15 protein-coding genes and 1 riboswitch are annotated in these 13,861 nt (G+C 72.6%); of the genes, 3 read left to right on the top strand and 12 right to left on the bottom strand.

The genetic code is table 11. The features are described 5' to 3' along the window. Window positions 1–106 precede the first annotated feature (106 nt). Window positions 107–1,414 (top strand): glycoside hydrolase family 6 protein, encoded by a 1,308-nt coding sequence (locus ACVW07_RS18275; protein WP_456820624.1) that lies wholly within the window; start codon window positions 107–109, stop codon window positions 1,412–1,414. A gap of 121 nt (window positions 1,415–1,535) precedes the next feature. Here the strand turns inward: ACVW07_RS18275 and ACVW07_RS18270 are convergent, their stop codons facing one another. The 5 genes from ACVW07_RS18270 to ACVW07_RS18250 form a co-directional block, all read right to left on the bottom strand. Beyond that, window positions 1,536–1,982 carry an SRPBCC family protein gene (locus ACVW07_RS18270; protein ID WP_456820623.1) on the bottom strand — a complete coding sequence of 149 codons (447 nt, stop codon included), beginning with the start codon at window positions 1,980–1,982 and terminating at the stop codon, window positions 1,536–1,538. After that, window positions 1,975–2,343 carry an ArsR/SmtB family transcription factor gene (locus ACVW07_RS18265; RefSeq protein WP_456820622.1) on the bottom strand — a complete coding sequence of 123 codons (369 nt, stop codon included), beginning with the start codon at window positions 2,341–2,343 and terminating at the stop codon, window positions 1,975–1,977. The genes ACVW07_RS18270 and ACVW07_RS18265 overlap by 8 nt, the downstream gene beginning before the upstream one ends. A 120-nt stretch (window positions 2,344–2,463) precedes the next feature. Continuing rightward, window positions 2,464–3,270 carry a hypothetical protein gene (locus ACVW07_RS18260; RefSeq protein ID WP_456820621.1) on the bottom strand — a complete coding sequence of 269 codons (807 nt, stop codon included), beginning with the start codon at window positions 3,268–3,270 and terminating at the stop codon, window positions 2,464–2,466. Window positions 3,271–3,308: 38 nt separating this feature from the next. Continuing rightward, window positions 3,309–3,391: riboswitch (cyclic di-GMP riboswitch) on the bottom strand. Between the two features lie 126 nt (window positions 3,392–3,517). Continuing rightward, window positions 3,518–5,032: an MDR family MFS transporter gene (locus ACVW07_RS18255; RefSeq protein WP_456820620.1), complete on the bottom strand. Its 1,515-nt coding sequence runs from the start codon at window positions 5,030–5,032 to the stop codon at window positions 3,518–3,520. A gap of 247 nt (window positions 5,033–5,279) precedes the next feature. Then, window positions 5,280–5,792 (bottom strand): mycothiol transferase, encoded by a 513-nt coding sequence (locus ACVW07_RS18250; RefSeq protein ID WP_456820619.1) that lies wholly within the window; start codon window positions 5,790–5,792, stop codon window positions 5,280–5,282. Window positions 5,793–5,994: 202 nt separating this feature from the next. Here ACVW07_RS18250 and ACVW07_RS18245 point away from each other — a divergent pair, with 202 nt between their 5' ends. Continuing rightward, window positions 5,995–6,474 (top strand): Hcp family type VI secretion system effector, encoded by a 480-nt coding sequence (locus tag ACVW07_RS18245; RefSeq protein WP_456820618.1) that lies wholly within the window; start codon window positions 5,995–5,997, stop codon window positions 6,472–6,474. 3 nt (window positions 6,475–6,477) lie between these two features. Here ACVW07_RS18245 and biuH read toward each other — a convergent pair whose 3' ends face one another. From biuH to ACVW07_RS18215, 6 genes are all read right to left on the bottom strand, one after another. Beyond that, the gene (biuH, locus tag ACVW07_RS18240; RefSeq protein WP_456820617.1) at window positions 6,478–7,176 is read right to left on the bottom strand and encodes a biuret amidohydrolase; all 699 of its coding nucleotides are present in this window, start codon (window positions 7,174–7,176) and stop codon (window positions 6,478–6,480) included. A 20-nt stretch (window positions 7,177–7,196) separates the two neighbouring features. Beyond that, complete coding sequence (locus tag ACVW07_RS18235; protein ID WP_456820616.1) at window positions 7,197–7,781, bottom strand: cysteine hydrolase family protein; 585 nt, start codon at window positions 7,779–7,781, stop codon at window positions 7,197–7,199. A gap of 86 nt (window positions 7,782–7,867) precedes the next feature. Continuing rightward, the gene (locus tag ACVW07_RS18230; protein ID WP_456820615.1) at window positions 7,868–9,019 is read right to left on the bottom strand and encodes a BMP family ABC transporter substrate-binding protein; all 1,152 of its coding nucleotides are present in this window, start codon (window positions 9,017–9,019) and stop codon (window positions 7,868–7,870) included. A gap of 112 nt (window positions 9,020–9,131) precedes the next feature. Next, window positions 9,132–10,046, bottom strand: a complete 915-nt coding sequence (locus ACVW07_RS18225; RefSeq protein WP_456820614.1) for an ABC transporter permease — start codon at window positions 10,044–10,046, stop codon at window positions 9,132–9,134. Then, on the bottom strand, window positions 10,043–11,125 hold the full coding sequence (locus ACVW07_RS18220) for an ABC transporter permease (RefSeq protein ID WP_456820613.1): 1,083 nt from the start codon (window positions 11,123–11,125) through the stop codon (window positions 10,043–10,045). The genes ACVW07_RS18225 and ACVW07_RS18220 overlap by 4 nt, the downstream gene beginning before the upstream one ends. After that, a complete protein-coding gene (locus tag ACVW07_RS18215; RefSeq protein ID WP_456820612.1) occupies window positions 11,122–12,654 on the bottom strand; it encodes an ABC transporter ATP-binding protein in 1,533 nt (510 codons plus the stop codon). The genes ACVW07_RS18220 and ACVW07_RS18215 overlap by 4 nt, the downstream gene beginning before the upstream one ends. 159 nt (window positions 12,655–12,813) lie before the next feature. Between ACVW07_RS18215 and ACVW07_RS18210 the strand changes: the two genes are divergently transcribed. Next, entirely contained in the window at window positions 12,814–13,581 is a 768-nt protein-coding gene (locus ACVW07_RS18210) for a hypothetical protein (RefSeq protein WP_456820611.1), read from the top strand. A 25-nt stretch (window positions 13,582–13,606) separates the two neighbouring features. On the opposite strand, the gene ACVW07_RS18205 is transcribed toward ACVW07_RS18210, so the two are convergent. Next, window positions 13,607–13,846, bottom strand: coding sequence for a TOBE-like domain-containing protein (locus ACVW07_RS18205; RefSeq protein ID WP_456821119.1), 240 nt, complete (start codon window positions 13,844–13,846; stop codon window positions 13,607–13,609). Between the last annotated feature and the right edge of the window lie 15 nt (window positions 13,847–13,861).

Below are 13,861 nucleotides of genomic sequence, written 5' to 3'. Positions count from 1 at the left end.
CCTTGCGGTCGTTCGTCCAGGTCGTCATGCTCGGCAGGTGGTGCCCCGGCTCGCTGGAGGCACCTGTACGGCACCGGCCATCCGACAACGACGTAGGAGCTCCCCCGTGGCCAGATCTCTGTCCCGCCTCCGCACGACCCTGCTTGCCACGGCCGTCGTGGTAGCGCTCCCACTAGCCGCCGCCCTGCCCGCCTCCGCGCACGGCGGACCGGCGCACCCCCCGCAGCCTCCCCACCACCCGAAGCCGCCGGTGACCCGGCTCTTCACGCCGCCGCCGAACGACGGCGCCGTCACGCAGATCAAGCAGCTGGTCAAGTCCCACCAGCTGTCCGACGCCGCGCTCGTCACCAAGATGGTCGCCACGCCGTCCGCCGTGTGGTTCACGTCCGGCTCGCCGCAGGACGTCCGCAAGTCGGTCGAGAAGACGATGAAGCAGGCGAAGCAGACCCACTCCGTCCCCGTGCTCGTGGCGTACGACCTCCCGTTCCGGGACTGCTCGCAGTACTCCGCCGGCGGCGCCGCCGACACCGCGTCGTACCTGGCGTGGATCGACGGCTTCGCCAAGGGCATCGGCGACGGCGAGGCGATCGTGCTCGTCGAGCCCGACGGGCTGGGCATCATCCCCTGGTACACGTCGATCACCGGCGCCCAGGAGTGGTGCCAGCCCGCCGAGGCCGACCCCGCGACCGCCGCGAGCGACCGCTTCGCGCAGGTCAACGGCGCCGTCGACCGGCTCGCCGCGCTCCCGAAGACGTCCGTGTACCTCGACGGCACCCACTCCGGCTGGCTCGGGTCGGGCGACGCGGCCGACCGCCTGCACAAGGCGGGCGTCGAGCGCGCCGACGGGTTCTTCCTCAACGTCTCGAACTACCAGGTGACCGAGAAGCTGCAGAAGTACGGCTCCTGGGTGTCGCAGTGCCTCTGGTACGGCACCAACGACGCCGAGGGCGGCTGGCGGCTCGGCCACTTCGACTACTGCGGCAGCCAGTACTACCCGGCCGACCCCAACGACTTCAGCACGTGGGGCTTGACCGACCAGTGGTACCTGGACAACGTGACCAACGCGGCCAACCCGCCGAGCAGCCCCGACGCGCTCGCCGGCTTCGTCATCGACACCAGCCGCAACGGACAGGGTCCGTGGACCGCGCCCGCCGACCACCCGGCCGGTGACGCGCAGGACTGGTGCAACCCGCCGGACCGCGGCCTCGGCCTGCGCCCGACCACGAGCACCGGCGTGCCGATGCTCGACGCCTACCTGTGGGTGAAGATCCCGGGTGAGTCCGACGGCGAGTGCACGCGGTGGGACCCGGCCGGTGGCATCGACCCGGTCCGCGGGTACGCCGACCCTGCGGCGGGCTCGTGGTTCCCGCAGATGGCGCTGGAGCTCGTGCACAACGCGAACCCGAGGCTCTGACGCGCGTCCGTCCGGCGACGACGTGACTTCGGGGTGAGAACGGCAGCTCTGACTGCCGTTCTCACCCCGAAGTGCCGCGCTCACGCCCCGGGCCCCGGGGCCGGTCGCCCGGGCCCGGGGATCAGGCCACGTGCTCGGCGAGCACCTCGAGTGCCGAGACCCAGCCGTCGTAGTAGCTGCCGTCGCCGGGTGCGCCCGGCACGCCGTCGAGCCGGAACGTCATGCGCGTCCGGTCGCCCAGGTCGTCGAGCGTCACGGTCGCGACGGGCGCCTCGTCGTCGCCGGGGTCGCCCCACGTGAACACGAGCCGCTCCGGCTCGACGACCTCGCGGTACACGCCACCGGTGGGGTACGCGGTGTCGTCGGGCGCGACCATCGTGTAGCGGTACTCGCCGCCCGGTCGCAGGTCGACGGCGACGGACTCGCGCGGCGTGGTGAGCCCGCGCGGGTGGTACCAGTGCGTCATCTCGTCCGGGTCGGTCCATGCCCGCCACACCGCCGCACGTGGCGCGTCGAGCACCCGCGTGATCGTGAACGTCTTCTCCATCGTGCGGTTCTGCTCACTCATCGGTTCTCTCCTCCTGCGCCCGTGAGGTCGCCGGGGCGTCGCGCGTCGCGCGGAGGCGGTCCTCCAGGAGGTCGAACCGCTCGTCCCAGTACCGGCGGTGCCGGTCGACCCACGACGCGATCTCGTCGAGGGGCTCGGTCCGCAGGGCGCACGTGCGCCACTGCGCGGTGACGGTCCGCTCGATGAGGCCGGCGGTCTCCAGCACCCGCAGATGCTGGGAGATCGCCGGGCGGCTCATCGCGAACGGCTCCGCGATCTGGCCCACCGTGGTGGGCCCCTGGGCGAGGTGCGTGAGGATCGCGCGCCTCGTGGGATCGGCCAGGGCCGCGAACACGATGCTCAGCTCGTCCCGGTCGGCCATGTAAGCAACTCCTTAATTAAGGAATGGCTTCACGGTAGGTGGGACAGGAGAAGGCGTCAAGGGCAGCGCACACGACAGCGAGGCCACACCCCAGGGGTGCGGCCTCGCTGCGTGCGTAGGTCAGCCGACGACCGCGGGCGTGATCGGGAGCGGGACCGAGTTCACGAACAACGCCACCGGGCCGGTGGCCGCAACGGCGCCGTACGCGGGTGTGCCGTAGGAAGCGGGACCCTCGAGCAGGAGACCTGCCACCGGGTCGTGCGCCACCAGGTCGTTCGTCAGGTCGGTGACCCCGGGGTTGCCACCGAGGCAGTCGGCCGGGTTCTCGCCGGGCTCGGCCTCCCAGCCGCCCCAGACGACCTCACCGAACGTGTAGTCCCCGAACGACCAGTCACCGTACGACGCCGCACCCCACGAGACGTCCCCGGACGCCGTGAACGAGGGCCCGGCGGCGTAGCCCTTGAGGTTGAAGCCGGTGAACTGGTTGGCCTTGCGGGCCTCGTAAGCGACGTCCGACGCCAGGACGCCGCTGAGGGCGCCGGCCCGGCTGCCCGCACGGGTGCCGGCACGGGTGCCGTCGCTCACCCCGGCGCGCTCACCGTCACGGTGGAAGGACTTCTTGCCGGTCACGAGCGTGCATGTCACGTCCTGCGAGACCGTCTGGCTGGCGAGCTGCTGCCCGGTCTGGCTGACGCCCTGCGTGACGGACTGGGCCGCCGCCTGCCGGCTGGTGAAGGTCAGGGACTCGGCGTTCTTCTGGAGGACGGCGTTGTTCCACCCCAGGGCCGTCTGGACGTCGCCCTTGCCGACGAAGCCGGCGCCGGACGCGGCGTCGAGCGTGACGGAGGCCTGTGCGGCACCCGCGCCGGCGACGACGAGGGTGGACGCGCCGAGGAGGGCGAGGGATCGACGGACGGTCGTGCGCATGTGGTGCTCCCAGCTGCGAGTCGTGTGCACGGGGATCGGGTGCACAGCGCCGGGTTCGCCACTAGCTCCCTCGGGCCCAGGCGACCAGGTACAGGACCGAGATCAGTGCTTCGCTGGCACGAACCATGGCAGAAGCGGACGATCCGGTGGTCCCGGGACGCCACGGTTCACTCCAACGAGGACCGACCCTCACCGCGTTCGGCCCACGACGAGGGTCGACACTCACCAGGTCGGCCCAGTGCGCCCGTCAGACGGCCGCGACCTCGCCGACAGCGCGCTCCGCCTCGTTCGCGGGCGCCTCGTGCGCCTGGTGCGCGCCATGTCCTCCGGGACCGCCACGCACGGCGAACGCCGCCGGGATCGCCAGCAGCGAGATGCCCGCGCCCACCAGGAACGCCACGTGCGCTCCCCCGGCGGTCGCCTCGACGACATCCGCACCGCCGCGGGCGAGCGTCGCCGCCTGCGCGGTGAGCACGGTGACGAACAGCGCGGTCCCCGCCGCGCCGGCGACCTGCTGGACGGTGCCGACCACGGCGCTGCCGTGCGAGTACAGGCGACCCGGCAACGAGCCGAGGGCCGACGTGAACAGCGGCGTGAACATCAGGGCGAGACCCGCGCTGAGGATCACGTGCGCCACCAGCAGCAGCCACGGCGAGCTCGTCGCGGTGAGCAGCGTGAACGCCCACGCACCGGCGCTCACGATGACGGCGCCGGGCACGAGGAGCACCCGCGGCCCGAACCGGTCGAACCCGCGGCCCACGCTCGGCGCCAACAGGCCCATGAGCAGCCCGCCCGGCAGGAGCAGCAGCCCGGTCTGCAGCGCGTCGAGCCCGAGCACGACCTGTGCGAAGAGCGGCACCAGGATCAGCGTGCCGAACAGGGACATCATCGTGATCGCCATGACCCCGACAGCCACGGCGAACGCAGGCGTCGAGAAGGTCCGTAGGTCGAGCAGCGCGTCGTCGACCTTCTGGAGGCGCAGCTGCCGGGCCACGAACACGACGAGCCCGACGACGCCGACCCCGAGCGCGACCCACGTGGCCGTCGCGACGCCGGTCGTGGCGGCCGCGCCGAGCCCGCTCAGCCCGTAGACGAGCCCGCCGAACGCGAGGGCCGACAGGATCACGGACGGGACGTCGACCCGGGCACGCCGCGGCTCCGTGAGGTTCGGCAACCGGGCCGCACCGAGGGCCAGGGCGCCGAGCGCCACCGGAAGGACGAGCACGAACAGCCACCGCCACGGCAGCACGCTCAGCACGAGCCCGGAGATCGTCGGGCCGAGCGCCGGCGCCACCGAGATGACGATCGAGATGTTCCCCATCGTCCGGCCACGGCTCACCGCCGGCGTCACGGTCATCACGGTCGTCATGAGCAGCGGCAGCATGATCGCCGTGCCGCACGCCTGCACCACGCGGCCCACGATCAGCACCTCGAACCCGGGCGCGAGCGCGCACACGAGCGTGCCGAGGCTGAACAGACCCATCGCGGCCAGGAAGGTGGTCCGGGTCGTGAACCGCTGGATGAGGAACCCGGTCACAGGGATGACGACCGCCATCGTGAGCATGAACGCCGTGGTCACCCACTGGGCCGTGCTCGCCGGGATCTCGAGGTCCGCCATCAGGTGCGGCAGCGCCACGCCCATCACGGTCTCGTTGAGGATGACGACGAACGTCGAGATGAGCAGCAGCCGCACGGCGAGGCGGTCACGGGCAGAGGTGCTCGTGGGTGGGGCGGAGGACAGGCTGGCGGCGGTGTCGGTCATGGTGGGTCGTCCTCACGGGTCGATGGCCGGGGAGAGGGGCTCACCCTCAGGTCGAAGCGCGAACCGCCATCTCGACATACTCACGCCCGCTGTGTCCCTCTCAATTCGCCGACGGGCCGGCTCATTCCGCCCGATCGGATGCCGAGACCGCCTTCGGGCGGCGGTCGCCTTGCGCAGGTCGCCTGGCGCAGGTCACCCGGCGCAGGTTGCCCGGCGCAGGTCACCTGGCGCGGGACACCGGCCGCCCTCACCGGAGGGAGCGGTCCAGGAGGCCTCTCACGTAGGACGCCTGGCCGGCATGCTGCAGGCAGTCGCCGAGGATGCTCACGAGTCGCACGCCGAGCGTGACGGGCGGGTCCCAGGACTCGTCGACGACGTCGTCGAGGTCCGCGGCGGAGAGCCGCGCCAGGAAGTCGAGCGTCTGGGCGGCGACGGCGTCGTAGTAGCCGAGCAGCAGGTCGGCGGGGGCGTCCACCAACGCCACCTCGTCGGACGACTGGCCATAGCCGGTCGCGGCGGACGAGAACGGCAGGCCGAGCCGTTGCGCCCAGCCCGCGACGACCCAGACCTGGCCGATCCCGGCGACGTCGGCGACCTGCGCGTCCTGGACACGGGCCGCGTGCCACACCAGCCAGGCCAGCGTGTTGGCCTCACCGTCGGGGCGGTACGTCAGGCCGCGGCTGTCGAGCCCCCGCGCCGCCCGGTGCAGGATCGGCCCGATCCGGCCGTACGACTCGGTGAGCAGCGCTGCGACGTCCATCCGGTGGCCCCCGACCTCGTCGACCGGCGCGACCGGTGGTCACGGTCGCGGATGCCGCCGACGCTACCGGCGACCTCGGCGGCCGGCACGGCGGCCACCTCTGGTCGGCGCTCGTCGGGGGTGCCAGACTCCGGGCAACGCCCGGGCTCCGGGCGTCGCCCCGACCTCGGGCGTCGCACCGCACCGGCGAAGGCTGACGACCATGTCCAACGCGTTCCTCAGGCTCGACTCCGTCCCGGGCGGATCGGTGGACCGGAGCCACCGGGACTGGATCGACGTCCGCAGCATGCGGTGGTCCGAGGCGGTGAGCGGCCCCGGGCTCGCAGGAGCCGGCGCCGGGGCGGGGAAGGTCGAGGCGCGGCCCGTGCAGCTCACGTCCTCCTTGGGTGTCGCGTCGCCGCTGCTGTTCCTCGCCTGCGCGCGCGGCACCCACGTCCCGACCGCGACGCTCGAGATCGTGCACGCGGGCGGCCGCCCGGCGGTCGTCCTGCGCTGGGAGCTGCACGACGTCACGGTGGCGTCGTACGAGCTGGAGGACGACGTCGGCGCCGGGGAGCCCGTCGACACGTTCTCCCTCTCGTTCCGGACGCTGAGCTACTCCTACCTGCCGCAGGGCAGCGACGGGAACGCGGGCGCGCCCGTGACCGCGGGCTGGGACTTCGGCCGGCACGTCCCTGTGTGACCCTCAGGTGCCCGCCGCGAGCGAGGCGAGGAGGGCCGCCGAGTCGGCGACCGCACCGAACACCCCGCCCTGCATGGTCACCATCTTGAGCGCCGCCTCGTGGTTGCCCCGGTCGGTGGCGCCGGTGCAGTCGCCGAGCACCAGGCACTCATACCCGCGGTCGTTGGCGTCGCGCATGGTGGTGTGCACGCACACGTCCGTGGTGATGCCGGTGAACACCACGTGCGTGATGCCGCGCGTGCGGAGCAGCAGGTCGAGGTCGGTCGCGTAGAAGGCGCCCTTACCCGGCTTGTCGACGACGAGCTCACCCGGCACCGGGGCCATCTCGGGAACGATCTCCCAGCCCGGTTCTCCCCGCACGAGGATCCGGCCGCACGGGCCGGTCGAGCCGATCGCCGCGCCGATCCGCTCCGAGCGCCACAGCTTGTTGGGCGGCAGGTCCGCGAGGTCCGGGCGATGCCCCTCACGGGTGTGCACCACGAGGAACCCCGCCGCCCGGCACGCGGCCAGCACCTCGGCGGCCGGCCCGAGCGGCGCCCGGGTCAGCGCCAGGTCGTAGCCCATCGTGTCGACGTACCCGCCCGGTCCGCAGAAGTCCACCTGCCAGTCGATGTTCACCAGCGCCGTCCGCGCCGGGTCGATGGTGCCGTCGTAGGGCCAGGCGTACGGCTCCGCTTTCACGGCTGCGTAGTGCGTCGTCACGTGCGTCTCCTCCGTCGTCGTCACTGCCCTGCGCTCGTCTCTGCGCCTGCGACCGCTCCGCCGGCGGCCGCCAGGTTCGCCGTGCCGAGCCGGTCGGCGACCGCACCGGACGACACGACAGCCCCGAAGATGCCCCCCGAGAACCGGATCGTCGACAGGGCTCCCGGCGCGAGTGCGGTGTCCCACGGTGTGCACAGGTCGGCGACCACGGCGCACTCGTACCCCATGTCGTTCGCGGCCCGCAGCGTCGAGTGCACGCCGACCTCCAGCCAGTAGCCCGTGAGCAGGAGCGTGCGACGTCGGGACGCCCGCAGCAGGTCGTCGAGCGGGCTCGCCGAGAACCCGTTCCAGCCCGGCGCCGCGACCGTCTCGTCCACCGGCGTCGGGCCCAGCCAGTCCGCCGGCAGCTGCCGGACGTGGCCTGCGCCGACGGAGACCCGGTACGTCGGGACGCCCGCGCGGCCGGTGTGGTCCAGCCAGGCCTGCAGCCGAGCACCGAGGCCTGCCGGTGCCGGCATCGCGCAGTCCACGACCAGCACCGCCCAGCACTCGGGCCCCGCGCCGTCCCACGGCCACGGATACGGCTCGCTCTCCGCCACGTGCATGTCCGTCCTCCTCCTGTCGGTACCGGTCGGCGCCGGGTGCGCCACCTGCGGAGCGGAGCACCCGGCGCCGCCGCGGTCCGGGCCGGTCAGCCCATGGCCGGGAGCGTCCCCACCACGCCCTTGACCAGGCAGGTGAACGTCGTGTTCACGTCCTCGTACGTCGCCACCTCGCCCGCAGCGACCAGGACCGAGCCGTCCTGGCAGTAGATGGGGCCGACGAACGTCGACGCGTCGGGCTTCTTGAGCTCGTCCTCCGCCGCCGTGATCTGGGTCTGCAGGTCGCCGGTCACCGCGGAGCCGAACGACGCGAGCTCGATCGGGTTGTCGCCCGTGGCGAACGAGCCGATCCAGTTGGCGTTGAACTCGCTCCCGGCGAAGTCGCCCGACTCGACCGTCTCGACGATCCGGGAGTACAGCGGCGCCCAGTTCCATGCCGACCCGGTGAGCCAGCCGTCCGGGATCAGCTCGTTCGCGTCGTAGTGGTAGCCGACGAAGTACTTCCCGGCCGACTTCACGGCCTGCACGATCGTCGCCTGGCAGTCCTGGTGGTCCGAGAAGACGTCGACGCCCTCGGCGAGCAGGGTGCTGACCGCCTGCTTCTGCTTGATCGGGTCGCACCACGTGGACGTGTTCACCACGTACGTCTCCGCGTCCGGGTTGACCTTCTGTGCGCCCAGCGCGAACGCGTTGATGTTGGCGATCGTCTGGGAGATCGGGAACGCGTAGATGAAGCCGAGCTTGTCGGTCTTCGTCGTCCCACCTGCCGCGATGCCGCCGAGGCTCACCGGGTCGTAGGACTCCCCCCAGTACGTGCCGAAGTTCGCCGGGAACGCCTCCTCGACATAGCCGCCCTGGTGCAGCACCACGACGTCGGGGTGTGACGCCGCGAACTTCTGCGCGTAGGGCAGGTAGCCGTAGCTCGTCGCGAAGATGACCTTGGCGCCCTTGTCCACCATGGCCTGCATGGTCTGCGTGACGTTGTTGTTCTCGGGGATCTGGTCCGCCGTGAGGACCTTCACACCGAGCTCCTTGCCGACCTTCGCCGCCGCGACGTCGACCGCCTGGTTGTACCCGGCGTCCTTCTTGGAGCCGACCATGACGAACCCGACGGTCATGGCGCCGGGGGACGCTCCGTCGTCGGAGCCGGCCTGGCTCCCGCCGGCGCAGGCACCGAGCAGGGACAGGCTCACGACGAGCCCGGCGGCCGCCGCGACGCGCACGCGCATGTGCTGAGGCATGACGTTCCTCACCTTCCGTGGGTTGGCAGTGCGGTCCAGCAGTGCGTCCGGCAGGGCAGCACCCGGGGACGCGGGGGACGTCCCCTCGCGGGTGGGCCTGGCCGGTGTGGTGCTAGGTGACGGCCCCGATGGCGTTGCGCAGGGACTCGGGACCCACCGACCGCCCGCGGGCCGACGTGAGGACCAGGACCACGACGGTGAGCACGTACGGGACCACGTCGAGCAGGTACTGGTTGATCGCGAGCCCGTTGGCCTGCGACACGGTCGCCGCCGCGAGCGCCAGGCCGAACATGTAGGCGCCGGCCATCACACCGAACGGGTTCCAGCGGGCGAACGACACGATCGCGACGGCGACGAACCCGTAGCCGTTGGTCATGCCGTCGCTCCAGTTGCCCACCGAGCCGACGGTCAGCATCACGCCACCGAGCCCCGCGAACGCCCCACCGACGGTCACCGCGACCAACCGCACGCGGGCGGGGTGGTGTCCGGCGGCGACCACCACCTGGGGACGCTCCCCCGTGGCCCGCAGCGTCAGCCCGGACCGCGTGCGCAGCACCCACCACCACACGAGCGGCACCACGAGGTACCCGAGGTACACGAGCACGTTCTGGGCGAACAGCGCCGGTCCCACCACGGGGATCGCCGACAGCAGAGGGATCTCGACCGGACCGAGCGGCTCGATCACCTGCCCGTAGAAGCTCGCGCCGAGCACCGACGTGACGCCGAGCACCAGGAACCACACCACCAGGCCGCTGGCGAGCTGGTTGGCGTGCCAGCGCACCACGGCGAACGCATGCAGGGCACCGCACAGCGCCCCGGCCACGATCCCGGCCAGGACGCCGAGCCACGGGTCGCCCGTGGCGATGGCCACGCCGATGCCGGCCATCGCTCCCGCGAGCATGCCGCCCTCGGTCCCGAGGTTGATGACGCCGCTGCGCTCGCCGATCAGCTCACCGACCGCCGGGAACAGCAGCACGGTGCCCGTGGCGACCGCACCCGTGACGAGCTCCTGGACCGCTCCGCTCACGAGAAGGCCTCCTTCTTGCGCCCGCTCACCACGAGCATGGTGAGCACGATGAGCCCGAGCAGCACGTTCACGGCGCTGCCGTTGAGGCCCTCGGACAGCTGCAGGCCGTTGCCGCTGTTCGCGATGGCGCTGAACAGGACGGCGGCGCCGAGCACCGGGAACGGCCTGCTGCCGCCCAGGAAGTTCGCGAGGAACGCGACATAGCCGAACGACGCCGTCATGCCCGGCCGCAGCGCACCCTCGGCTCCCATCACGTTGAGCGCGCCGCCGATCCCGGCGAGGGCGCCGCCCGCCAGCATCGAGCCGAGCAGGATCCGCCGCACCGGGAGGCCCGACCGCAGGGCGGCCGTCGGGTTGCCGCCCGCGACGGCCAGGCGGAAACCCCAGCTCGTGTACTTCAGCAGCGCCCACACGCCGACCACGACGAGGACCATGAGCGGCACGGCGAGCGTGAGCTGCAGCCCGCCGAACGTCGGCAGCATCTGGTCCGCGGTGAGCGGTTCGCTCTGCGGCAGGGACGTGGCGTCGCCCTCGCGCCACACCTGGTAGATGAAGAAGAGCATCACGTCGGCCGCGATGAAGTTGAAGAACAGGGTGGTGACGGACTCGCTCGCGTTGAGCCGGACCCGCAGGAACCCGCAGATCCCGCACCACACCGCTCCGGCCGCCGCTGCGCCTGCCACGACCAGCAACCACGCGAGGGGCCCGCCGAGCGACTGGCCGAGGAAGAGCCCCACGCCGACCGCGGCCACCGACCCCATGATGATCTGGCCCTCGCCGCCCACGTTCACGAGGCCGGCGCGGGCGGGGATGGTGCACGCGAGGGCGGCGAGCACGATGGGCACGGACCGGACGAGCGTCTGCTGCAGCGTGCCCCAGTCGAGGACCGAGGACTGCAGCATCGTCGAGAAGATCGACGTCGGGTCGGCGCCCTGCGTCGCGGCGAACGCCGCGAAGACCAGCAGGCAGAGCACGTAGGCGACCAGGACGAACAGCGCCCGTCTCCAGAAGGGCTGGTCGAGACCGGTCGAGCGGGCGGGCCCGACGACCTTCGGCGGGTCCTTCTCCAGGACGCTCATGCGGCACCCTCCGTCATCAGCAGGCCGAGCTGGTCGCGGTCGGCGTCGACGGCGCGGACCGTCCCCGCCACCCGCCCGTGGTGCAGGACGACGACCTCGTCGCAGAGCGCGAGGAGCTGGTCGAGGTCCTCCGAGACGAGCACGACCGCCTCGCCCCGGTCCCGTGCCTCGAGCAGCAGCTCGTGGGTCCGCTCGGTGGTCAGCACGTCCAGCCCTCGCGTGGGGTAGGAGGCGACGACGAGCTTCGCGTCCTCGGTCAGCGCGAGCGTGAGCAGGACGCGCTGGATGTTGCCGCCGGAGAGCTGGTCGAGGCGCCGGGACGGGTCGGCGGCGCGCAGCCCGGCCCGTTCGTTGCGCCGGACGAAGCTCTTGACCGCGCCCCGCACGTCGAACCGGCTGCGCCCCGCGGTCGTGGCCTCCCACAGGGCGGCGTGGTCGCTGATCGTCATGCCCCGGACCACGTAGTCGTGCACCGGGTTCGCCACCACGTCGACCACGCCCGCGACCCGCAGGTCGCCGGTCCCGGTGCCGCGGGCGTCGAGCCCGGGCACCTCCATCGAGCCGGACCTCAGCGAGGCGACCCCGACGAGGAGGTCGGCGAGCTCCCCCTGACCCGCGCCCGCGATCCCGGCGACGCCGAGGATGCGGCCCGCGCGGACGTCGAGGTCCACGCCGTCGAGCCCGAGCACCCCGTTGGGGCGCAGCACGCTCGCGCCGCGCAGGCTCACGACGGCAGGGGCCTCGGCGGGCTCGTCGGCGCGAGCGGGCCGTCGCTCGACGGGCTTGACGCTCGTGCCGACCATCGCGCGGACCAGCTCCGCGTCGGTCAGCTCGTGCGGGTCGGTGTCCGTGAGGACGGTGCGGCCGCCGCGCAGCACGGTGACCCGGTCGGCGATCTGGCGGACCTCGCGGATCTTGTGCGCGATGAGGATGACGCCCACGCCGTCGGCGGTGAGCCGGCGGAGCACGTCGAACAGCGCGTCGGCCTCCTGCGGCGTGAGCACGCTCGTCGGCTCGTCGAGGATCAGCACGCGCGCCCCGGCGAGCAGCACCTTCAGCAGCTCCGCGCGCTGCCACTCCCCGATCGACAGGTCCCGGACCAGCGCCGTCGGGTCCACGTCGAGGCCGTAGTGTGCACTCGCCTCGGTGATGGCGCGCTGTGCGTCACGGGGTCGGAGGATCCGGGGCGTGTCGCGCAGCTGGAGCGCGATGTTCTCCCACACCGTGAGGGCGGGGATGAGGCGCATGTCCTGGAACACCATGCCGATGCCGAGGTCGCGGGCGTGCGACGGGGAGCCGATGCGCTCCTCCTGCCCGTCCACCACCACGCGGCCGCCGTCGGTCTGGTGGATGCCGTACAGCGACTTGACCAGCGTGCTCTTGCCGGCGCCGTTCTCGCCCAGCAGGCCGTGTACCTCGCCCGCCCGGACGGTGAACGTGACGTCGTCGTTGGCGACGAGGGAGCCGAAGCGCTTGGTCAGGCCCTGCACCTCGAGGAGCGGCACGAGGAGTGCCGCATCGGCGGTCACCGGCCCGCCGCCGAAGCGGGGTGCAGCGCCGCATACAGGTCTGTATACCGCCATAGGCCGAGGGCCTGCGGGTCTCGCGGACGGTGGGACATGACCGAACGGTACGAATCGGACATTGCCGCGGCGTTTCCGCCCGGGGTCGACTCTGCAACGGTCTACGTGCCGCCTCGGCTGCCGCCCGCTGCCCACGAGCTCCGCTCGCCGCCCCCGTGGATCCCCCGCACTGGCTCCCGGCTCGTGCTCGTGCACGGCACGGCGACCGACGGGCGCGTCTGGACGTCCGGCCCGCACGGTGCCCGGGCCGCGACGTTGCTCGCCCACCTGCAGGCGCACGGGGTGGACATCCACACCCCCACCCGCCCCCAGTCCGGCGACCTCGACACCGAGGTCGCGTTCCTCACCCCGCTGTGCGAGGGCGCCTTCGTGATCGGGGTCAGCGGCGGCGCGACGCTGGGTCTCGAGCTCGCAGCGCGCGGCGTCGAGATGGCCGGAGCCGTGCTGCACGAGCCGGCCGCCGGATCGCTCGTGCCGGGGCTGCTCGCGCATGTGGTCGCCGGGCTCGACGCCGACGGCGTGCCCGGGTTCGGCCGTGCGCTGTACGGGGCCGCGTGGACGGCGCGGATGACGAGGGCCTCGTCGGCGACCGTGCGCGCGGAGCTGGCGATGTTCTCCGCGTTCGAACCTGCCACGCCGACCGCGAGCGCCGGCCGCGTGGCGCTCACGGTCGGCGGGCGCTCGCCCGAGATCCGCCACCGGTCCGTGACGGCGCTGTCGAGCCTCCTGGACCTCCCGGCGGGGACGGTGCGCGGCGTGGGGCACGCGGCGCACCTGGAGGGCGGGCTCGCCGACCTGCTCGGGGCGCTGCCCCGGAACGGCCTCGGCGGCCGCGTCCCCGACGCACCGGTGCGCCCGTCCGGCCGGTCCTGACCGCTCGGTCGTCCCGCGAGCGCCCTCAGATCAGGGCGCGCAACCAGACGTCCGACCCGGGTGTGAGCTCGAGAGTGTCCGCCTGCCCTCGGGTGAGCTGCACCCAGAGGTCGCCCTCGGCGGTGACCACGTCCGCACGGACCTCGAAGCCGATCCGCTGCAGCCGGGCGACCCGGCCGGGCACCGCACCGTCCACGTGCGCGCCCGACACCTGCACGTCGTGCGGCCGGACGAGCCGGCCACCGAGCCGCGTGACAGGACCCATGAACTCCATGACGAA

Source organism: Cellulomonas sp. URHB0016 (assembly GCF_054057935.1).
Note: the sequence above shows the minus strand (reverse complement) of the source record. Positions and strands in the feature narration are given on the sequence as shown.